Source organism: Sphingomonas sanguinis NBRC 13937, from assembly GCF_001591005.1.
GTDB classification, from domain to species: domain Bacteria; phylum Pseudomonadota; class Alphaproteobacteria; order Sphingomonadales; family Sphingomonadaceae; genus Sphingomonas; species Sphingomonas sanguinis.
In genome coordinates this window covers 1-19,904 of record NZ_BCTY01000055.1, presented here as the reverse complement: position 1 = coordinate 19,904, position 19,904 = coordinate 1, and the positions used below count along the sequence as shown (strand labels likewise).

Annotated in this window: 23 protein-coding genes; 10 read left to right on the top strand and 13 right to left on the bottom strand. The window is 67.5% G+C overall.

Features of this window, described 5'->3' with window-relative positions; all coding sequences use genetic code 11:
* Nucleotides 1-70 precede the first annotated feature (70 nt).
* Nucleotides 71-742 carry an MBL fold metallo-hydrolase gene (locus SSA01S_RS16430; protein ID WP_061781238.1) on the bottom strand — a complete coding sequence of 224 codons (672 nt, stop codon included), beginning with the start codon at nucleotides 740-742 and terminating at the stop codon, nucleotides 71-73.
* An 82-nt stretch (nucleotides 743-824) separates the two neighbouring features.
* Here SSA01S_RS16430 and pabB point away from each other — a divergent pair, with 82 nt between their 5' ends.
* From pabB to msrA, 4 genes are all read left to right on the top strand, one after another.
* Nucleotides 825-2,573: an aminodeoxychorismate synthase component I gene (gene pabB, locus SSA01S_RS16425; protein WP_061781237.1), complete on the top strand. Its 1,749-nt coding sequence runs from the start codon at nucleotides 825-827 to the stop codon at nucleotides 2,571-2,573.
* Between the two features lie 53 nt (nucleotides 2,574-2,626).
* Complete coding sequence (locus SSA01S_RS16420; protein WP_061781236.1) at nucleotides 2,627-3,826, top strand: pyridoxal phosphate-dependent aminotransferase; 1,200 nt, start codon at nucleotides 2,627-2,629, stop codon at nucleotides 3,824-3,826.
* 245 nt (nucleotides 3,827-4,071) lie between these two features.
* Nucleotides 4,072-4,209: a hypothetical protein gene (locus SSA01S_RS19890; RefSeq protein WP_167348936.1), complete on the top strand. Its 138-nt coding sequence runs from the start codon at nucleotides 4,072-4,074 to the stop codon at nucleotides 4,207-4,209.
* 72 nt (nucleotides 4,210-4,281) lie between these two features.
* On the top strand, nucleotides 4,282-4,947 hold the full coding sequence (gene msrA / locus SSA01S_RS16415) for a peptide-methionine (S)-S-oxide reductase MsrA (protein WP_061781235.1): 666 nt from the start codon (nucleotides 4,282-4,284) through the stop codon (nucleotides 4,945-4,947).
* Nucleotides 4,948-4,950: 3 nt separating this feature from the next.
* Here the strand turns inward: msrA and pdeM are convergent, their stop codons facing one another.
* Complete coding sequence (pdeM, locus tag SSA01S_RS16410; protein ID WP_061781234.1) at nucleotides 4,951-5,613, bottom strand: ligase-associated DNA damage response endonuclease PdeM; 663 nt, start codon at nucleotides 5,611-5,613, stop codon at nucleotides 4,951-4,953.
* A gap of 212 nt (nucleotides 5,614-5,825) precedes the next feature.
* Here pdeM and SSA01S_RS16405 point away from each other — a divergent pair, with 212 nt between their 5' ends.
* Nucleotides 5,826-7,712, top strand: coding sequence for a potassium transporter Kup (locus tag SSA01S_RS16405; protein WP_240954628.1), 1,887 nt, complete (start codon nucleotides 5,826-5,828; stop codon nucleotides 7,710-7,712).
* Nucleotides 7,713-7,851: 139 nt separating this feature from the next.
* Here SSA01S_RS16405 and SSA01S_RS16400 read toward each other — a convergent pair whose 3' ends face one another.
* Nucleotides 7,852-8,118 carry a hypothetical protein gene (locus SSA01S_RS16400; RefSeq protein ID WP_042486719.1) on the bottom strand — a complete coding sequence of 89 codons (267 nt, stop codon included), beginning with the start codon at nucleotides 8,116-8,118 and terminating at the stop codon, nucleotides 7,852-7,854.
* Nucleotides 8,119-8,314: 196 nt separating this feature from the next.
* A complete protein-coding gene (locus tag SSA01S_RS16395) occupies nucleotides 8,315-9,700 on the bottom strand; it encodes a DEAD/DEAH box helicase (protein ID WP_061781240.1) in 1,386 nt (461 codons plus the stop codon).
* Between the two features lie 274 nt (nucleotides 9,701-9,974).
* Here SSA01S_RS16395 and SSA01S_RS16390 point away from each other — a divergent pair, with 274 nt between their 5' ends.
* Nucleotides 9,975-10,976: a fumarylacetoacetate hydrolase family protein gene (locus SSA01S_RS16390; RefSeq protein ID WP_061781233.1), complete on the top strand. Its 1,002-nt coding sequence runs from the start codon at nucleotides 9,975-9,977 to the stop codon at nucleotides 10,974-10,976.
* Nucleotides 10,977-11,211: 235 nt separating this feature from the next.
* Here SSA01S_RS16390 and SSA01S_RS16385 read toward each other — a convergent pair whose 3' ends face one another.
* Nucleotides 11,212-11,661: a 4a-hydroxytetrahydrobiopterin dehydratase gene (locus SSA01S_RS16385; protein WP_272867564.1), complete on the bottom strand. Its 450-nt coding sequence runs from the start codon at nucleotides 11,659-11,661 to the stop codon at nucleotides 11,212-11,214.
* Between SSA01S_RS16385 and SSA01S_RS16380 the strand changes: the two genes are divergently transcribed.
* Genes SSA01S_RS16380 through SSA01S_RS16365 form a run of 4 tightly spaced genes read left to right on the top strand, consistent with a single transcriptional unit; the run spans nucleotide 11,560 to nucleotide 13,952 of the window.
* Entirely contained in the window at nucleotides 11,560-11,967 is a 408-nt protein-coding gene (locus tag SSA01S_RS16380) for a metallopeptidase family protein (protein ID WP_061781232.1), read from the top strand. The genes SSA01S_RS16385 and SSA01S_RS16380 overlap by 102 nt on opposite strands.
* On the top strand, nucleotides 11,964-12,554 hold the full coding sequence (ccmA, locus tag SSA01S_RS16375) for a heme ABC exporter ATP-binding protein CcmA (protein WP_061781231.1): 591 nt from the start codon (nucleotides 11,964-11,966) through the stop codon (nucleotides 12,552-12,554). The genes SSA01S_RS16380 and ccmA overlap by 4 nt, the downstream gene beginning before the upstream one ends.
* Nucleotides 12,551-13,201 (top strand): heme exporter protein CcmB, encoded by a 651-nt coding sequence (locus SSA01S_RS16370; protein WP_061781230.1) that lies wholly within the window; start codon nucleotides 12,551-12,553, stop codon nucleotides 13,199-13,201. Before ccmA ends, SSA01S_RS16370 begins: the two co-directional genes overlap by 4 nt.
* A gap of 4 nt (nucleotides 13,202-13,205) precedes the next feature.
* Nucleotides 13,206-13,952: a methyltransferase gene (locus tag SSA01S_RS16365; RefSeq protein ID WP_061781229.1), complete on the top strand. Its 747-nt coding sequence runs from the start codon at nucleotides 13,206-13,208 to the stop codon at nucleotides 13,950-13,952.
* A gap of 4 nt (nucleotides 13,953-13,956) precedes the next feature.
* Here the strand turns inward: SSA01S_RS16365 and SSA01S_RS16360 are convergent, their stop codons facing one another.
* From SSA01S_RS16360 to SSA01S_RS16330, 8 genes are read right to left on the bottom strand one after another with little or no spacing between them, the layout of a single operon-like run.
* Complete coding sequence (locus SSA01S_RS16360) at nucleotides 13,957-14,826, bottom strand: class I SAM-dependent methyltransferase (protein WP_061781228.1); 870 nt, start codon at nucleotides 14,824-14,826, stop codon at nucleotides 13,957-13,959.
* 9 nt (nucleotides 14,827-14,835) lie between these two features.
* A complete protein-coding gene (gene thrC, locus SSA01S_RS16355; RefSeq protein ID WP_061781239.1) occupies nucleotides 14,836-16,224 on the bottom strand; it encodes a threonine synthase in 1,389 nt (462 codons plus the stop codon).
* Nucleotides 16,225-16,237: 13 nt separating this feature from the next.
* On the bottom strand, nucleotides 16,238-16,858 hold the full coding sequence (locus SSA01S_RS16350) for an SURF1 family cytochrome oxidase biogenesis protein (protein ID WP_061781227.1): 621 nt from the start codon (nucleotides 16,856-16,858) through the stop codon (nucleotides 16,238-16,240).
* Entirely contained in the window at nucleotides 16,855-17,295 is a 441-nt protein-coding gene (locus SSA01S_RS16345) for a DUF983 domain-containing protein (protein WP_156477889.1), read from the bottom strand. Before SSA01S_RS16345 ends, SSA01S_RS16350 begins: the two co-directional genes overlap by 4 nt.
* A complete protein-coding gene (locus SSA01S_RS16340; protein WP_061781225.1) occupies nucleotides 17,255-18,166 on the bottom strand; it encodes a cytochrome c oxidase subunit 3 in 912 nt (303 codons plus the stop codon). Before SSA01S_RS16340 ends, SSA01S_RS16345 begins: the two co-directional genes overlap by 41 nt.
* A 38-nt stretch (nucleotides 18,167-18,204) precedes the next feature.
* Nucleotides 18,205-18,744, bottom strand: a complete 540-nt coding sequence (locus tag SSA01S_RS16335) for a cytochrome c oxidase assembly protein (RefSeq protein WP_061781224.1) — start codon at nucleotides 18,742-18,744, stop codon at nucleotides 18,205-18,207.
* A complete protein-coding gene (locus tag SSA01S_RS19885; protein ID WP_167348935.1) occupies nucleotides 18,741-18,878 on the bottom strand; it encodes a cytochrome c oxidase system small membrane protein in 138 nt (45 codons plus the stop codon). Before SSA01S_RS19885 ends, SSA01S_RS16335 begins: the two co-directional genes overlap by 4 nt.
* Nucleotides 18,875-19,774, bottom strand: coding sequence for a heme o synthase (locus tag SSA01S_RS16330; RefSeq protein ID WP_061781223.1), 900 nt, complete (start codon nucleotides 19,772-19,774; stop codon nucleotides 18,875-18,877). Before SSA01S_RS16330 ends, SSA01S_RS19885 begins: the two co-directional genes overlap by 4 nt.
* Nucleotides 19,775-19,904: the final 130 nt, after the last annotated feature.

The window sequence follows — 19,904 nt, the reverse complement described above, 5'->3', positions numbered from 1 at the left end:
CACCCCTCCGTCAGTCCTGCGGACTGCCACCTCCCCTTGCAGGGGAAGAACGACGAATGTCGAAGGCCTCTTACCCCAGGCCCAATACCCGGTCCGCCACGAAGGCATTGCTCTGCCGTTCATGGCCGAAGGTGCTGGGCTGGCCGTGACCCGGAATGAACGCCGTCTCGTTCCCCAGCGGCCAGAGCTTTTCCACGATCGAGCGGATCAGCGTATCGTGATCCCCGCCAGGCAGGTCGGAGCGGCCGACCGATCCCTGGAACAGCACGTCCCCGACCAGCGCGAAATTCGAGGGGGCGTGGTGGAAGATCACATGGCCGCGCGTGTGCCCCGGCGTCTCGTATACATCGAGGGTCAGGTCGCCGATCGTCACCGTATCGCCCTCCGACAGCCAGCGCGTCGGCTCCAGCACCTGCGCGGGGATGCCATAAGCCTGCCCGTCCTCGTCTAGCCGGGCGAGCCAGAAACGATCCTCTTCCTGCGGCCCCTCGACGGGCACCGACAATGCATCGGACAGCGCCTTGGCCCCGCCCGCATGGTCGATATGGCCATGGGTCAGAAGGATCTTCTCCACCGTTACCCCGGTCTTGGCGATCGCGTCCTGGATACGCGGCAGGTCGCCGCCGGGATCGACCACCGCCGCCTTCATCGTCGCGGTGCACCAGACGATCGAGCAATTCTGCTGAAGCGGGGTGACGGGCACGATCGCGGCGCGCAGCGGTGGCATAGGGGTCTCGGTCATGGGCCCGGAGATAGGGGCTGGGACAGCATCGGCCAATCGATACTTGCAACCGCCCCTGCCCGCCGTGCATGGATCATGGTTCATGCTGCGGCCCACCCCTCCTTTCGTCCTGCTCGACGACGCCCGTGACGGGGGAGCGGCGGCGCGTCTCTATACGGCGCCGGTCGAGGTCGTCGTCGCCCACGCCCCGGCGGAGGTCGCGCCGGCGCTGGCGCGGTTGCGCCGCGCAAGGCAGGCGGGCCTCCATGCGGTCGGCTATCTGACCTATGAGGCGGGGGCGGCGTTCGAGCCTGGCGTCGCCGCGCGGCCCGCCAACGGCCCGCTGCTGTGGTTCGGCCTCTTCGCCGATTATGCGATCGTCGATGCGCAGGCGATGCTGCCCGATCCGGCGGGAGCCTGGATCGGCGATCTGGAGCCCGAGGTCTCGCCCGAGCGCCATGCCGCGCAGTTCGCGGCGGTGCAGGCGCTGATCACGGCGGGCGATCTGTACCAGGTCAACCAGACCTTTCGCGCGCAGGTGCCCGTCGCGGGCGATCCCCTGGCGCTCTATGCGGGATTGCGGGCCCGGTCGCGGGCGGGCTGGGGCGCGGTGGTGGCGACCGGCGAGGCGACGATCCTGTCACTGTCGCCCGAGCTGTTCTTCGCGCTGGAGGATGGCCGCCTGACCGCGCGGCCGATGAAGGGCACCGCGCGGCGCGAGGCTGATCCCGCCGCCGATGCGCGCGCGGCCGCCGCCTTGCGCGACGATCCCAAGCAGCGCGCCGAGAATCTGATGATCGTCGACCTGATGCGCAACGACCTGTCGCGCGTCGCGCGGGCGGGCAGTGTCGCGGTGCCCGAACTCTTCGCGGTCGAACCCTATCCGACCGTGCACCAGATGGTGTCGACCGTCACCGCCGATCTGGCCGAGGGGCGCGATGCGCTGGACGTGCTGGCGGCGCTCTTTCCGTGCGGTTCGATCACCGGCGCGCCCAAGATCCGCGCGATGCAGGCGATTGCCGAGATCGAGGATTCGCCGCGCGGCCTCTATACCGGTGCGATCGGGCGGCTGGATGCCGATGGCGATGCGATGTTCAACGTCGCGATCCGCACGCTGACCTGGCCCGTCGGGGGCACGCAGGCGACGCTGGGCCTGGGATCGGGCGTGGTCGCCGACTCGGTGGCGGCGGACGAGTGGGACGAATGCCTGGCCAAGGGCGCGTTCCTCGACGGCGGGCGGGCCGATTTCGACCTGATCGAGACCATGGGCTTCGATCCCATCGAGGGTATCCAGCATCTGGAGGCGCATCTCGCGCGGATGAAGGCGAGTGCGACGGCGCTGGGCTTTCGCTTCAACCGCCATGACGCGCGCAACGAATTGCAGGCGGCGACCTTCCGCCTGCGTGATGCCCGCCGCATCCGCCTGTTGCTGGCACGCAGCGGGGCGCTGGTGGTCGAGGTCGGGCCTGCTCCCGCCCCCTTTGACCAGGTCGTGCCGGTGCGTGTCGTGCCCTTGCCTGTTGCGCCCGAGGATCTGCGGCTGCGGCACAAGACCAGCGCGCGGGGCTTCTACGATGCCGCCCGCGCGGCGGCGGGCACGGCGGAAGTGGTGTTCGAGGGCCCCGACGGCACGCTGACCGAGGGCAGTTACACGTCGCTATTCGTCGAGCGGGAGGGGAAGCTGCTGACGCCACCGCTCGCCGCCGGACTGCTCCCCGGCGTGCTGCGGGGACATCTGATCGAGACGGGGCAGGCACTCGAGGCGCCGTTGACCCGAGACGATCTGAAAGACGGATTCTTGCTTGGCAATGCGCTGCGCGGATTGTTTCGTGCACGGATGGTTGCGGATTGAGGGGGTGAGCGGCTAAGGCGCGGCCGCATTCTCCTGTCGCAAAGGTATCCATCATGCAGCCCTCCGCCGCGCTCGGCCGTATCAGCCCGTCCCCCACGCTCGCCATCACCAGCCGCGTGATGGAGCTGAAGCGGGCCGGTGTCGACGTGATCGGACTGGGCGCGGGCGAGCCCGATTTCGACACGCCGGATTTCGTGAAGGAAGCCGCGATCCAGGCGATCCGCGACGGCAAGACGAAGTACACCAATGTCGACGGCACGCCTGAGCTGAAAGCGGCGATCGCGGCCAAGTTCGCGCGCGACAACGGTCTGACCTACAAGGCCGATCAGATCAGCGTGAATGTCGGCGGCAAGCACACCCTGTTCAACGCGATGGTCGCGACGATCGATGCGGGCGACGAGGTCGTGATCCCGGCGCCCTATTGGGTCAGCTATCCGGACGTCGTGCAGTTTGCGGGCGGCGTACCGGTGATCGTGAAGGCGGGCCCGGAACAGGGTTACAAGCTGACCCCCGAAGCGCTCGACGCCGCGATCACGCCCAAGACCAAGTGGGTCATCCTCAACTCGCCGTCCAACCCGACGGGCGCGGGCTATACCGCCGACGAGTTGAAGGCGCTGGGCGAGGTCATCCTGAAGCACCCGCATGTCTGGGTCTTCGCCGACGATATGTACGAGCATATCGTTTATGATGGCTTCCGCTTCGCCACCATCGCGGAGGTCTGCCCCGAGTTGTACGAGCGTACGCTGACGGTGAACGGCTGTTCCAAGGCCTATGCCATGACCGGCTGGCGCATCGGCTATGCGGGCGGCGCGCCCTGGCTGATCAAGGCGATCGCCAAGCTCCAGTCGCAGTCGACCTCCAACCCCTGTTCGGTGGCGCAGGCGGCGGCGACCGCCGCACTGACCGGCGACCAGAGCTTCCTGGCCGAGCGCAACCTGGCCTTCCAGGCGCGGCGCGACATGGTGGTGGGGATGCTCAATGAGATCGAGGGCATGACCTGCCCGACGCCGGAGGGCGCCTTCTATGTCTATCCGTCCTTCGCACCGCTGATCGGCAAGACCACGCCCTCGGGCCGTCTGATCGACAGCGATGAGGCGTTCGTCGGCTATCTGCTTGACGATGCGAAGGTGGCGGCGGTGCAGGGCGCGGCGTTCGGCCTCTCGCCCGCGATGCGAATCAGCTATGCGACCTCGCACGCGCTGCTCAAGGAAGCCTGCACCCGCATCCAGGCGGCTTGCGCCGCACTGAAATAATTTTGCCATAACGGCTATGGGGAGGCCAGCCGATCCAGGCAAATTGCCGGATTGGCTGGCTTTTTCATGGGCTTATGTGCGCTGCAGCAATATGGCTTAACTGTGGCATGAACGACACGTCCACGTGCCGTTAATGCTGAGTTTCTATAAACGTCATTGTCGGAACGGCGGCCATCGACCACATGGCCCCCGGATGATCGCTGACCCGTCCGGGGAGCGACCCGTTTAGACAGGTGAAGTGAACAATGCGTGCCCTCTTCAAGTCCAGCTTCGTGTGGCAGTTCGCCGGCGGATTTGCGCTGGGAGCTTTGGGTCTCGTGGTCCTTCACCCGGCCGAAGCACCCAGCCGTTACGGTTCGGCACCGGTCGAGGCGGTTCGCTAAGCACCTCCACCATAGGCTGATTCCTCGGGGTCGCCTCTAGCCGAACCATCGGGCCCGCCCCATATTCGGGCGATGCGCAATATCCTCTGCCTCGCCCTGGCCGCGACCGCATTCGGAGCGGTCGCCCTATCCTCTCTACCCGCTCAGGCCGAACGCGCGGTGCCGCTGCCCAAGGCGGCGCTCGACGTGCCTGTCGCCCAGCGTCCACAGGTCGCGGTGCTGGCGGGCGGCTGTTTCTGGGGAATGGAAGCGGTGTTCGAGCGGGTGAAGGGCGTACGCTCGGTCACGGCGGGCTATGCCGGGGGGCGGCGCGAAGACGCCAATTACGGCGCGGTCTCCACCGAACGCACGGGGCATGCCGAAGCGATTCGGATCACCTATGATCCGCGCCAGCTGTCCTATGCGACGCTGCTTCGCATCTATTTCTCGATCGCGCATGATCCGACCCAGGTCGGCGGGCAGGGCCCCGATCGCGGCCCCAGCTATCGCTCGGCCATCTTCGCCCAGTCGCCCCAGCAGGCCCAGGTCGCGCGCGCCTATATCGCGCAGCTGACCCGCGCCCATGCCTTTGCCAGGCCGATCACGACTCGGATCGAGCAGGGCAGCTTCTTCCCCGCCGAGGCCGAGCACCAGAATTTCTACGACCGCAATCCGACGCACCCCTATATCGTGCGCTGGGACAAGCCCAAGGTCGCGGGCTTCCGCGCCGGTTTCCCCGATCTGGCGCGGGCAGGGTAAGCCTCAAGCGGCGACCGGGAAGCGCAGCATCCGGTCGCGCACCGGCACCAGCGCCTCGGCCGGGCGGCCCACCGCCTGACGAAGCGCGGGGTGATCGACGTCCAGCCCACCGGTCAGCGATCCGAAGGCGGGCAGGATCAGCTTGCTGGCCGTCCCCACGAAACAGCGCCGGGCAACCAGCTTGCCGCGGACTCGCAGGCGCAGCTTGGGATGGAAATGCCCCGACAATTCGGGCCGGGTCTCCGCCGGATCGGCTTCATGGCGCAGGACGAGGCCGTCGACCAGCGCCTCCTCCGTCACCGCGCCGCCGCAGCGGTCGCGTAAGACGGGATCGTGGTTGCCGGTGATCCAGGTCCAGTTCGTCGTGGCCGTGAGCGCCAGCAGCATCGCTCGTGCATCGGCAGGCAATCGGTCACAGCCCTCGGCATCGTGAAAGCTGTCGCCCAGACACCAGACTTCCCGCGCGCCCGTCTGCCGGACGATGACGGTCAGCTCGGTCAGCGTGGCGAGCGAATCATAGGGGGGCAGCATCTGCCCGCCGCCCGCATACCAGCTCGCCTTCTCCAGATGCAGGTCGGCGACCAGCAACGCCGCCCGCGCGGGCCAGTACAGCGCGCCATCGGGCAGGGCGGTAAAGTCGTGGCCGCCGAACGAAAAGGGAACCATTTCCCGTCCATGCGCTTGACGCACAGCAATATCAAGCGTTTGCAGGGGACGATGGAAAGCCCTTGCGTCGGGCGCGCAGAAGCGTAAAGCGCGCCGTCCTTTTGGCACAGGGGGTTCCGGCGGGCATGATAGGCACGGCGACCGATTTGACGGGCCATCAGGCTCCATCCAGCGACAGTAATGACGCGGGCGTCCACCGCCATCCGGCGCTAATGGCGCTGACCGTCGGCGCGATCGGCGTGGTGTTCGGGGACATCGGCACCAGCCCGCTCTACGCCTTTCGCGAAGCCCTGGCGCAGACGGCGGGCGACGGCATCGACCCCAGCGAGATCCTGGGCGTGCTGAGCCTGGCGCTCTGGTCGCTGATCCTGGTCGTGACGATCAAATATGTCGTCTTCCTGATGCGCGCCGACAATCAGGGCGAGGGCGGGGTGCTGGCCCTGGCCGCGCTGGCCCGGCGTGCGGCGGGGGTTCGCTCGCGCGTGGCGCTGGTACTGGGCGCGGCGGGGGCATCGCTCTTCTACGGCGACGCGATCATCACCCCCGCTTTGTCGGTGCTGTCGGCGATGGAGGGGTTGCGCACGATTCCCTCGGCGGCGTCGATCTTCGACGAGAGCGTCATTCGGATGTGCACCATCGTCATCCTCGTCGCGCTGTTCTTCATCCAGTCGCGCGGCACGGCGCAGGTGTCGAAGCTGTTCGGTCCGATCTGTATCCTCTGGTTCCTGGTCATCGGCGGCCTGGGCGTCTGGCATATCGCCGACGAACCCTCGATCGCGCGCGTGGTCTGGCCGGGTTACGGGGTCAGCTTCCTGATGAGCCACGGCGTCATCGGCTTGTTCGTGCTGGGTGCGGTGTTCCTGACCGTGACCGGCGCGGAGGCACTGACCGCCGATATGGGACATTTCGGGCGGCTGCCGATCCGCATCGGCTGGTTCTCGCTGGTCTTGCCCGCGCTCGCGCTCAACTATCTGGGGCAGGGGGCCTTTGCGCTCGCCTCGCTGGAGCAGGCGGCGGCCAACGGCCAGACCTTCACCAACCAGGACTGGTTCTTCCTGATGGCGCCCGAGCCGTTGCGCCCTGCCCTGATCGTGCTGGCGGGGCTGGCGACCGTGATCGCGGCGCAGGCGGTGATTACGGGGGCCTTTTCGCTGACCCAGCAGGCGATCCAGCTCGGCCTGTTGCCGCGCCTGCGAGTCCGCCAGACCTCGGCCGATTTCCAGGGGCAGATCTATCTGCCCGCGATCAACTGGCTGTTGCTGTTCGGGGTGCTGGTGCTGGTCATCCAGTTCAAGACCTCCTCGGCCATGGCCGCCGCTTACGGCATCGCGGTGACCGGCACGATGGTGGTGACCACCTGCCTGGCCTATCTGGTGGTGCGTCACCGCTGGGGCTGGTCGCGCGGGCTGGCGGCCGCGGCGATCCTGCCCTTCCTGGCGCTCGACCTCGTCTTCTTCGGCGCGAATATCCTGCGCGTGATCGAGGGGGGCTGGGTGCCGCTGCTCGTCGGTGCGGGCGTGGGCGTCATCATCCACACCTGGGTGCGCGGGCGCGGCATCGTCTCGGCCTTTGAGAAGCGGCAGGCGATCCCGCTCGCCGACCTCGCCGCCGCGCTGACCAAGCGTCCGCCCGAGCGGGTGCCGGGCACGGCGGTGTTCCTGACCGCCAACCCCGCCTCGGCGCCGGGCGCGCTGCTCCACAATCTCAAGCACAATAAAATCCTGCACGCGCAAAACCTGATCGTGACGATCCGCACCGCCGACCGCCCCGTCGTGCCACCGGAGAAGCGCGCGGAAGTGGAGCGGCTGGACGAGAATTTCGCGACCGTCGTGCTGAAATATGGTTTCATGGAAACGCCTGACGTGCCGCGCGACCTGCCCCGCGATCTGGGCGTGCAGACCAGCGGCAAGGGGCTGGACCCGATGAAGACCAGCTTCTTCATCGGCCGTAACACGCTGAAGCCCGAAGCGGAAAAGGGCATGCCGCCCTGGCAGGACCGGCTGTTCATGTTCCTGCAGCGCAATGCGAGCGACCCCACCGACTTCCTGCGGATTCCGCCGGGCAAGGTGCTGGAACTGGGCGAACAGGTGACGGTGTGAGTTATTCCTCCCCGGTACGGGGAGGGGGGCCGCCGCATCGCGGTGGTGGAGGGGGGATCGCGGCAGGGGCTGAACTGTGTGGAAGCCCCCCTCCGTCAGGGCTTTCTCCCTGCCACCTCCCCGTACCGGGGCGGATCTTTCAGAGTGTGACCTTGGGTGGCTTGGCGGCCTCGACCGCGACCAACACCATCTTTTCCCAGATAGCGGGATCGCCCGCATCGGCCATCGCCTGATCGGGCTCGCGCAGTGTCCGCAAGACGGCCAGCGCATCGGCCATATGATCGCGCCACTGCGCGTCGACCAGCTTGGATGCGGATTCGGAGTCGCCCTTGGCATTGGCGCTTAACCGCTGACCGCACAGCACGCGCGCGATGCGTTCGGCGGCGGGGGTGTGGGCAATGTCCATGGCAACCTCTCTCCTGATGCGCGTGTCGTTACGCGCTCAACGCGGGAGAGGGGCTTTGGGGTTCATGTGCTATCCAACAGCACGCCCCTCCCGCAGGCGGGAGGGGATGGGGGAGGGTAAGCTCCAGGGTTGGTCTCGGTGAGACCCCTTACCCTCCCCAAACCCCTCCCGTTTACGGGAGGGGCTTAAGAAGCAATCAGCCCTGCGCGCCGCGCCCGGCACCGCCGCCACCGGGGCGACCCTGGCCGCCACGACCGCGACCGCCGCCACCGGGCGCACCGCCACCGCCGCTACGACGGCGCGGCTGGCGACCCTGCGGTGCCCGCGAGTCGGTCGCGCGCGGGTGATGCGTGGCGCGCGGACGCGCCGGATCGCGCGGGCGGTCGACGCGCGGCGCGGGATCGGCGCCGATCGCCTTCACGCGCTGCGACTTGATCGTCTCGGCGCGCTTCACGAAATCGGCGGGAAGCGGCACGACGGTGATCTTCTGCCGCGTCAGCTTCTCGATATCCTTCAGATACGGCCGCTCATCCTCGGCGCAGAAGGCGATGGCCATGCCCGAGCGACCGGCGCGCGCGGTGCGGCCGATGCGGTGGACATATTGCTCGGCGACGTTGGGCAGCTCGAAGTTGAAGACGTGGCTGACGCCCGGAATGTCGATACCGCGCGCCGCGATGTCGGTCGCCACCAGCACGCGGGTCTGGCCCGAGCGGAACTCGCCCAGCGCACGCTCGCGTTGGCCCTGGCTCTTGTTGCCGTGGATGGCGTTGGCGGCGATGCCGTTGCCCGCCAGCAGCTTCACGACGCGGTCGGCGCCATGCTTGGTGCGGGTGAAGACCAGCGCCAGCTCGATCGCGGGATCGGCGAGCAGGATGGTCAGCAGCGCCTGCTTCTCCTGCTGCGTGACGAAGGTCACCGACTGGTCGACGCGCTCGGCGGTGGTCGACACCGGGGTGACGGTCACGGTCGCGGGGTTGTCGAGGAACTTGTCGGCCAAGTCGCGGATCGCGGCGGGCATGGTGGCCGAGAAGAACAGGGTCTGGCGCTTGCGCGGGATCATCTTCACGATGCGACGCAGCGCGTGGATGAAGCCCAGATCGAGCATCTGGTCGGCCTCATCCAGCACCAGGATCTCGATCATCGACAGGTTCAGGAAGCCCTGCTCGACCAGGTCGATCAGGCGACCGGGCGTGGCGACCAGGATGTCCACGCCGCGCGACAGGTCCTGCCGGTTCTTGTTCAGGCTGGTGCCGCCGAAGACGGTCGCGACCGCAAGCTTGGAAAACTTGGCATAGCCCTTGGCATTCTCGGCGATCTGGCTGGCCAGTTCGCGGGTCGGGGCCAGGACGAGCATCCGACAATGGGTCGGCAGGACGCGCTTGTTCGCCTCGACCAGACGCTGGATCGAGGGGAGGACGAAGGCCGCCGTCTTGCCGGTGCCGGTCTGCGCGATGCCCAGCAGGTCGCGGCCTTCCAGCAGCGTCGGGATCGAGTCGCGCTGAATGGGCGTGGGTTCGGAATAGCCCTTGGCTTCGAGCGCACGGACGAGCGGCTCGGCAAGGCCGAGTTCGGAAAAGGACATGGAATTACTTTCGATCATGGCGCGCGAGTCACGACAGGCCGCAAGCGCGGGCCGGGGTTGATGACACCCCGCGTGACAAGGGAAGCCTGAAGACAGGGTCGGGGCGGAGCCGGGACCAGATGGTCCGTTCACGCTGCGAGTGGACGCCTCGACGGGCGGGCATGTGCGCTAACGCTTGCGGAAAGTCAAGTTTCGGGCAGGATCACCATCCCAATGCGTGACAAGCGCGGACGGATGGTTACATCCGATACCAGTTAGCGAAGAGGAGTCCTGCATGAAACTCGCCAGTCTCAAGAGTGGTCGCGACGGCAAGCTGGTCGTCGTGTCGAGCGACCTCGCCTGGTATGCGGATGCGGGGCATATCGCACCGACGCTGCAGGCGGCACTCGACGATTGGGACAGGATCGCGCCCGCGCTCGCCAATCTGGCCACCGATCTGGATCATGAGGCGATCCCGCGTGCGCGTTTCCACGAGCATGACGCCGCCTCGCCCTTGCCGCGCGCGTACCAATGGGCGGACGGGTCGGCCTATGTGAATCACGTCGCGCTCGTCCGCCAGGCGCGCGGGGCGGCACTGCCCGAGAGCTTCTGGCACGATCCGCTGATGTATCAGGGCGGATCGGACGGGTTTCTGGGGCCGCGCGACGCCATTCCGCTGCCCGATGAAAGCTGGGGCTGCGACCTGGAGGGCGAGGTCGTCGTCGTCACTGGCGATGTGCCCATGGGCGCGAGCCGCGAAGAGGCGCTGGCGGCGATTCGGCTGGTCGGGCTGACCAACGACGTGTCGTTGCGCGGGCTGATTCCGGGTGAGCTGGCCAAGGGCTTCGGCTTTTTCCAGTCCAAGCCCGCCTCGGCCTTCTCGCCCGTCTTCGTGACGCCGGAATCGCTGGGCGACTGGTGGCAGGACGGCAAGCTGCACCGGGTGTTGAAGGTCGATCTGAACGGCCAGCCCTTTGGTCGCGCGGATGCGGGGCAGGACATGACCTTCGATTTCGGCACGCTGGTCGCGCATGCGGCCAAGACCCGCGCGCTGGGGGCGGGGACGATCATCGGGTCGGGCACGGTGTCCAACCGCGATTCGGATGGCGGCCCCGGCAAGCCGGTCGCCGAGGGCGGTGTCGGCTATAGCTGCCTGGCCGAACTGCGCATGATCGAGACGATCCGGGGCGGCGAGGCGGTGACGCCGTTCCTGAAGAAGGGCGACACGGTGCGCATCTGGATGGAGGATGACCGCCATCATCCGATCTTCGGCGCGATCGAACAGACGGTGGAGTAACCCATTCCTGTCTAGGGCGGATCGACCTTTATTCCATTCCTCCCCTGCAAGGGGAGGTGGCAGGCCGCAGGCCTGACGGAGGGGTGTCTCGGCTGGAGAGGTTCGCCCCCGTCCACGACCGGTGACACCCCTCCACCATCCTTTGGATGGTCCCCCTCCCCTTCCAGGGGAGGGAAGAAAGTGGCTCCACTTGAATGTCGATCCTCCCCAAGCTGGCTTGGGGAGGGTTTGGCGGTCACTCCACCAGCGCGTCGATCGCCTCGGCCATGTCGATGTCGCGGGCCGACAGCCCCCCTGCGTCATGAGTGGTCAGCACGATGTCGACCCGGTTCCAGACATTGGACCATTCGGGATGATGGTCGGCCTTTTCCGCCAGCAAGGCGACGCGGGTCATGAAGCCGAACGCCTCGTTGAAGTCGGCAAACACGAAACGGCGGCTGATCGCGTCGCGCGATTCGTCCCAGTCCCATTCGGTCAGGCCGTCCAGCGCCTCGTCCCGGTCCAGCTCGCTCAGCCGTTCCACCATGATCGTCCCCTTGGCTTCTCTTGTTCTTTTGACCGGCACAGCGGTAAGACGGCGGCCATGAGCGGGCAAGACGCGATTGGTGAAGCACCCGGTCCCGAGGTGATCGAGCGGATCGCGCGGGATGCGATCGCGCGCCTGCCGGAGGAATTCCGCGCCCATCTGGGCGATGTCGTCCTGATCGTCGAGGAATTCGCCGATGACGAGACGCTGGCGGCACTGGGCCTCGAACACCCGCTGGACCTGACCGGCCTGTATCACGGCCGGCCGGTGGGCGAGAAAAGTTCGATGGATTCCGCCAGCCTGCCAGACCGTATCCATTTGTATCGGCGCGCGATCCTGGACGAATGGATCGAGACCGGCGTTCGGCTGGACGATCTGGTCGTTCATGTGACGATCCATGAGATCGGCCATCATTTCGGCCTGTCCGACGACGACATGCACGCGCTGGAAGATGCGGTGACGTGATCCTGGAATTGAATCGGGTTGCCTGCGCACGCGGCGGGCGGCTGCTCTTCGCCGGACTGTCGCTGTCGCTGGGCAAGGGTGAGGCGGCGATCGTTACCGGCCCCAACGGCATCGGCAAGTCCAGCCTGTTGCGCCTCGCCGCCGGGCTGATCGCGCCGTTCGAGGGGCGCGTCGCGCGGGCCGGGCGCATCGCGCTGATGACCGAGGATATCGCGCTCGACACCGAGCGGCGGCTGGGCGAGGCGCTGCTGTTCTGGGCGCGGCTCGATGGCCTTGCCGACGCGGCGGCGCGCGTGGCGGTGGCGCTGGAGACGGTGGGTCTCGCGGCGCTGGCCGAGGTCCCGGTGCGGCTCTTGTCGACCGGGCAGCGTCGCCGCGCGGCGCTGGCGCGGGTATGGGCATCGCAGTCTTCGCTATGGCTGCTGGACGAGCCGGGCAATGGCCTGGACGTGGACGGGGTGGCGATGCTGGAGCGAGTCCTGTCGCAACATCGTGCGGGCGGCGGCGCGGTGTTGTTGACGACGCATCAGCCGCTGGACGTTCCGGGGGCGGGGCGGGTCGCCCTAGATGCGTTGGTCGCGGCATGAGCGTGGCCCCGGCCTTGATAGCGACCCTGATCGCGCGCGACGTGCGGCGCGGCTATGCCGGGGGCGGAGCGGGGCTGGTCTGCGGCTTCTTCCTGCTGGCGGTGGTGTTGTTTCCCTTTGCCATCGGGCCGGACCGCACGGTGCTGATGCTTGTCGGCGCGGGCGCGATCTGGGTCGCGGCGCTGCTGGCCGCGCTGTTGCCGGTCGAGCGGCTGGTCGCGCCCGATGCCGAGTCGGGGTGGTTCGACCAGATTCGTGTGCACGGCCTGTCGCTGCCGCTGGTGATGGCGCTGCGCATCGTTGCGCACTGGATCGCCTTTGCGCCGCCGCTGATGACGGCAGCGCTGGTCGCGGGCGGGTTGTTCGGGTTGGAGGCGGGGGCGCTGGTGCGGGTCGAGGCGGGGTTGCTGCTCGGCACGCCGGGACTGGCGGCGTTGGCGGTGGCGACGGGGGCGCTGACCGCGGGGTTGCGCGGGGCGGGGGGGCTGGCCGGGCTGTTACTGCTGCCGCTCGCACTGCCGCTGCTGATCTTCGGAGCGGGGAGCGGCGATATGGGGGCGCTGAAGCTGCTGGCGGCGGTGTCGCTGCTGCTGGTGGCGGGCGCGCCGTGGATCGCGGCGGCGGCGATCCGGTCGGTGCGAGACTGAACGGATGGCTGAAGCGAACGTGATCGCGCGGGCCTTTGACGCGGCCTCGGCCTATGATGCGCATGCGGTGGTGCAGCGGCAGGTCGCGGATTGGCTGGCCGAGCGAGTCGTCGCGGTCGCGCCGTCCGCGCCGCGTGTGCTCGAGGTGGGATGCGGCACCGGCTTCCTGACGCGAGCAACTCTGCCCCGGCTGGAGCGGGCCGACTGGCTGATGACCGATATCGCTCCCGCCATGCTGGCGCGCGGCCTGGCGGCGAATCCGTCCGCGCGGGGGCGGGTGATGGATGGCGAGTTTCCCGATCTGCCGGGCGAAGCGCCGTTCGACCTGATCGTCAGCAGCCTGGCGGTGCAGTGGTTCGCCGATCTGGAGGCAGGCTTGCGGCGGCTGGCGCAGTTCCTTGCACCCGGCGGGCGGCTGCTGGTGACCACGCTGACCGAGGGCACCTTTGCGGCTTGGCATCAGGCGCACCGGGCGGAAGGATTTGCGGCCGGAAGCCCGGTTTATCCTCCCGTCGATCGGCTTATGGCGACGGGATGGAGCGTCGAGACGCGGACGTTTACGCAGCGGCACGACTCGGCGGCGGACTTTATGCGCGCGCTGCGGGCGATCGGCGCAGGCACGCCGCGCGACGGGCATCGGCCCATCCCGCCGGGCGCGATGCGGCGTATCGCCCGGCGGTTCGAGGCCACCGGAGCGGTTGCAACCTATGAGGTCGCGCTGATCGAGATTTCCAAACCCCGCTCAGGCTGACCGCTTACCGGCTCCACCGCGCCCAGATGGCGGTGGGCAGGGTCAGGCCCCGCGCTTCCTCGCGCACGCCGAGTTCGCCACATTCGACCTTGCCGGGCAGGTCGGCCATCACCTGGCGCATCATCTCGCCGATCGCCATCGCCGACATGCGCACCGCGTACACGGTCAGGAACAGGAAGCGCGAATCGGCGTCGAGCAGCTGGCGGCAATTGGCGATCAGGCCGGGCAGGTCTTCCTCCAGCCGCCAGACCTCGCCCTCCGGCCCGCGTCCGTACTTCGGCGGGTCGAGCAGGATACCGTCATAGCGCCGCCCGCGCCGCACTTCGCGCGCGACGAACTTGGCGGCGTCGTCGATGATCCAGCGGACCGGCGCATCGCCCAGGCCCGACAGCATCGCATTGCCGCGCGCCGCCTCGACCGACTTCTTCGAGGCGTCGACATGGACCATCTTGGCGCCCGCGCTCGCCATCGCCAGCGTGCCGACGCCGGTATAGCCGAACAGGTTCATGCACTCCGGCTCGGCCAGGCCGTCGACCTGCTCGCGCATCCAGCTCCACACCGGCGCCATGTCGGGGAAGAAGCCGAGATGGCGGAACGGCGTGTTCTGCGCGGTGAAGCGCACCTCGTTCCACTTCAGCGGCCAGCCGTCGCGGGGAACAGGCTCGTTGAAGGTCCAGCGGCCGCCGCCATCCTCGTCCGATCCGGGCACGAACTCGGCCGCCGCGCGCCAGTCATGGGTCGCGGGGGCCCACATCGCCTGCGGTTCGGGGCGGATGAAGCGGAACCGGCCATAGCGTTCCAGCTTGCGACCATGGCCGGAGTCGACCAGCCCGTAATCCGCCCAGGGCTCGCCGATCATCGTTTCGAGTTTCATGCGCCCGCGTTAGCGCAAACCATGCCCGTCGATAAAGGCCGTCACCGCGTCGAAGGTGGCGGGCAGGGTGGTGAAGCGTTCCTCACGCTCGAACAGGTCGCCGACGCGGCGAGGAAGGGGCGGGCGAACACCGGTCGCGCGCTCGACCGCATCGGTGAACTTGGCCGGATGCGCGGTGGCGAGCGTCACGACCGGCGCGGTCGTCTCGGCGGCGCGCGCGGCCGACAGCGCGATGGCGGTGTGGGGGTCGAGCACCTGGCCCGCCTCGTCATGGGCCCAGCGCATCGCGCGGCTCATGTCATCGGCATCGACGCGCGTGCTGGTGAAGAGCGGGGCGATGGCCTGGCTCTGCGCATTGGTCAGCCGCATCGCGCCGCTGCCCTCGAACCCCTTCATCTGGCTTGCCAGCGCCGCGCCGTCGCGGCCGTTCGCGTCGAAGAGCAGCCGCTCGAAGTTGGAGCTGACCTGAATGTCCATCGACGGCGTTGCGGTCGCCTGTACCTGCCCCTTGGAATAGTCGCCCGAGGACAGCGCGCGGTGAAGGATGTCGTTGACGTTGGTCGCGACGATCAGCCGCTCGACGGGCAGGCCCATGCGCGCCGCGACATAGCCGGCGAACACGTCCCCGAAATTGCCCGTGGGGACCGAGAAGGCGATGGCCTTGCCCGGTGCGCCCAGCCGGACGGCGGCGTAGAAATAATAGACGACCTGCGCCATCAACCGCGCCCAGTTGATCGAGTTGACCGCCGACAGGGTATGGCGGTCGGCAAAGGCGCGGTCGTTGAACATCGCCTTCACCAGCGCCTGCGCGTCGTCGAAATTCCCCTCTATCGCGATATTGTGGACGTTGGGGGCGAGCACCGTCGTCATCTGGCGCCGCTGGATCTCGGTCACGCGGCCTGCCGGGTGCAGCATGAAGATATCGATATTGGCACGCCCCGCCACCGCGTCGATCGCCGCCGATCCGGTGTCGCCGCTGGTCGCGCCGACGATGGTCAGACGGGTGTCGGTGCCGCGCAGGAACCGCTCGAAGAGCAGGCCCAGCATCTGGAGCGCGACGTCCTTGAACGCCAGCGTCGGGCCGTGGAACAGCTCCAGCAGCCACTGGTCATGGTCGAGTTGGACCAGCGGCGTGACAGCGGCGTGTGAGAAACGGCCATAAGCGGTGTCGCACAAATCCTGCAGCTCTTGCGGCGTGAGGCTGTCGCCGACGAACGGCGCCATGATCCGCGCGGCGGTCTGCGCATAGGACAGGCCCGCCAGCCCCTCGATCTCCTCACGGGTCAGGGTCGGCCAGGCTTCGGGCACGTAAAGCCCGCCATCGCTGGCGAGACCGGCCAGGGTCGCGCCCCGGAAATCGAGGACGGGGGCGGAGCCGCGGGTACTGATATAGCGCATGATGCGGTGCGGCTTAACGGGCTGCAGGCCCCGCGACAACCATTCGATTGCGTCGAAAGACCGCCAAAGCATAGATAATTGCGGCGATCGCGGCGAACAGGAACCATTGGATGGCGTAGGCGAGATGGTTGTTGGGCACCGACTCGAGGTCGGGACGCGCATTCGCCTCCAGCCCGCCGACGGGCGTGTCGGCGACCAGCAGCATCGCCTGCGGCCGATGGTCGAAGGCCGACTGGATCAGCGAGCGGCTGTCGGGGGCATGGGCGATATAGCCGTCGACTGTGCTACCCGGCCAGGTGACTTCCTTGCGCGGATCATGGGTGGTGCCGAGCTGCACCTGCATCGCCCCTTGCGGCACCGAACAGGTGGCGATCAGGCGAAAGCCCGCCGCCCCCGCCCCTGCGCGCCGGATGGTGACGGGCGGGCGGCAATCGGCGGTGGCGCGGCGGAAGAGCAGGCGCTCGTCGGGATAGAGCGGAAAGGCGATGACGGGCCGGGTCGGATTGGCGGCCAGCTGCGCCAGATACGCTTCCTTCTGCGGCAGACGGTCGAGCAGCTGCCACAGCCCCAGCGCGATCATCGCGGCAACCGCCAGGCCGACGATCAACGTGGGCAGGATCGGCACGCGCCTCATGCGTCCTCGTCCTCCGGGGGAGCGACGACCGCGCCCTCGCGGGCTTCGTTGCGATACTCGGCGGCCATCAGCGCGCCCTTGGCGATGCGCAAGGAATAGACGACGCCCACCGCCGTCAGCGGCAGCCAGATCAGCATGTGCAGCCATAGCGGCGGATGGAGCGTCAGTTCGACGATGATCGCCGCGATGGTGATGACGGTGCCCAGGATCAGGGTCAGGAAGGCGGCAGGCCCGTCCCCGACATTGAACCGGGTGAAGTCCAGCCCGCAGGCGCTACACCGATCCGCGAAGGTCGCCAGATGCGTCGAGAGGAGCGGCCCCGCAAACAAATGGGGCTGGCCGCAACGCGGACACAGCCCCTGAAATGCCGCCTGCGCGATGGTAGGAGGCGTAAACTCAGCCACTATGAACCGGCGCGCCCCAGCCACCCCAGACATAGATGGTGACGAACAGGAACAGCCACACCACGTCGACGAAATGCCAATACCAGGCCGCCGCCTCGAACCCGAAATGCTGGCGGGGCGTGAAGTCGCCGCGATAGGCGCGGATCAGGCAGACGATCAGGAAAATGGTGCCGACGATGACGTGGAAACCATGGAATCCGGTCGCCATGAAGAAGGACGCGCCATAGTTGATCCCCTTGAAGGGGAAGGGCGCATGGACATACTCATACGCCTGGATCGAGCTAAAGATCAGGCCGAGCACGACGGTCAGCCACAGGCCCTTCAGCACGCCGTCGCGGTCGCCGACGCCGAGAGCGCCCCACAGGCCCTTCTTCTCACCGCCACGCTGGTTGTGGATCAGCGCATGGTGCGCCCAGGTGACGGTGGTGCCGCTGGTCAGCAGGATCAGCGTGTTGAGCAGCGGCAGCTTGAAGGCGTCGATCACCTCCAGCCCCTTGGGCGGCCAGGTCGCGGCGATGGCGGCGGCGCCTTCGGTCGCACGTTCGACCTGTCCGTCGACGAAGCTCATCGCGGTCGGGAACAATGCGAAGTCGAAGAACGCCCAGAACCAGCCGACGAAGAACATCACTTCCGATGCGATGAATAGGATCATGCCATAGCGAAAATGCAGCTGCACCACCGGGGTATGATCGCCATGATGCGCCTCGCGCACCACATCCGCCCACCAGCTGCCCATGCAGAAGAGAACGGCGGCCAGCCCGGCCAGGAACGCCCAGCCGCCGCCCGGCGCACTGTGCATCCACATGATCGCGCCCGAGGCCATGAGCAGCGCCGACATCGAACTGGCCAGCGGCCAGGGGCTCGGCGGCAGGATATGATAATCGTGGTTCTTTGCGCCAGCCATGATCCCGTCCCTTAGCTTTTTGCTATTTTGGGGACAGGCTAACCCGCTTTCTTCGCCGAATCCACCGGGTAAAATGTGTAGGACAGGGTAATGGTCTCGATGTCCTTCGCATCGGGATCGTTCAGGATCTTCGGGTCGATGAAGAAGATAACCGGCATCCGCGCGGTCTCACCGGGTTTCAGCGTCTGCTGGGTGAAGCAGAAGCACTGGATCTTGGTGAAATAGCGCCCCGCCTGATCGGGCGTGACGTTGAAGGTCGCGGTGCCGGTGATCGGGACTTTCGCGTTGTTGGTGGCGGTGAAGAACACCATGTCGCGCGCGCCGATATCGACGGTTTCGTGCGGATTTTCGGGCTTGAAGGTCCAGGCGAGCCGCGACGAGACATTGGCGTCGAAATTGACCGTGACCTGGCGGTGGACGCTGCCCGGCGCCTGGTTGCCCCGCTGGGTCGTGCCCTGATAGCCCGTCACCTGGCAGAACATGCGGTAGAGCGGCACGCTGGCAAAGGCGAGGCCGGTCATGAACACCACGCCGAAGACCGCGAGGGCGACCGTGCGAGCCTGGCGCGAGAGAGTCATCCGTGCATGCCCGCGCGAATCTTGGACAGGGTGATGAAGAAGATCAGCACCACGAGGAAACCGAGCAGCAGCGCCATCGCGGTGGCGCGGGCCCGCTGCTTGCGGCGAATGCGATTCGAGTCGTCAGGCGTCATGCCCAACGATCCACCACCAGCGCGCCAAAGAGAAGGAAAAGATAGAGAATCGAATATTTGAACAGCCGCTTTTCGGGCTTCATCGAATCCTCGGCCTGGGTATGGCGAAAGGCGACGATGGCGGCATAGGCGGCGAATAGCGCGGTCCCGGCAGTGGCGATCACGCCGTAGATCGATCCTGTCAGCCCCAGCGGCCAGGGCGCGACGGCGGCGATCGCCATCGGGATGGTGTAAAGCCCGATCTGCGCGCGCGTCACCCGCTCGCCCGCGACGACGGGCAGCATCGGCACGCCCGCGTTAGCGTAATCGGTCTTCACGAACAGCGCGAGCGCCCAGAAATGCGGCGGCGTCCACAGGAAGACCAGGCTGAACAGCAGGAAGGGGAGGAGCGCGACCTCGCCGGTCGCGGCGGCCCAGCCGATCAGCGGCGGAAACGCGCCCGCCGCTCCGCCGATCACGATATTCTGCGGCGTCCGCCGCTTCAGCCAGACGGTGTAGACGAGGACATAGAACAGGATCGAGACGGTCAGGATTCCGGCGGCGACATAATTGACCGCCAGTCCCATCAGCAGGACCGAGAAGCACGCCAGCCCCACCCCGAAATGCAGCGCCGATTCGCGGGTCATGCGACCGGCGGGCAGCGGCCGCTTGGCGGTACGCTTCATCAGCGCGTCGAGGTCCGCCTCATACCATTGGTTGAGCGCCCCCGCCGCGCCCGCGCCCAGCGCGATGCACAATATGGCGGTGAAGCCGATGACCGGATCGATGCCGATGGGGGCCGCCAGCATCCCGCACAGGCCGGTGAACACCACCAGCGTCATCACCCGCGGCTTGGTCAGTGCGAGAAAGTCGCGCCAATCGGCGGGAACGAAGACGGAGGAGGGGATGCTGGACATGAGAGCCCCGCATATAGGGCTTGGCGAGGAGGGGGGCAATCGAAGCGTCTCCCCCTCCCGCAAGCGGGAGGGGGCGGGGGGAGGGCAGGGAGTCTCACCGAGACCATCACCCGTGGCTGGCCCCCCCCCC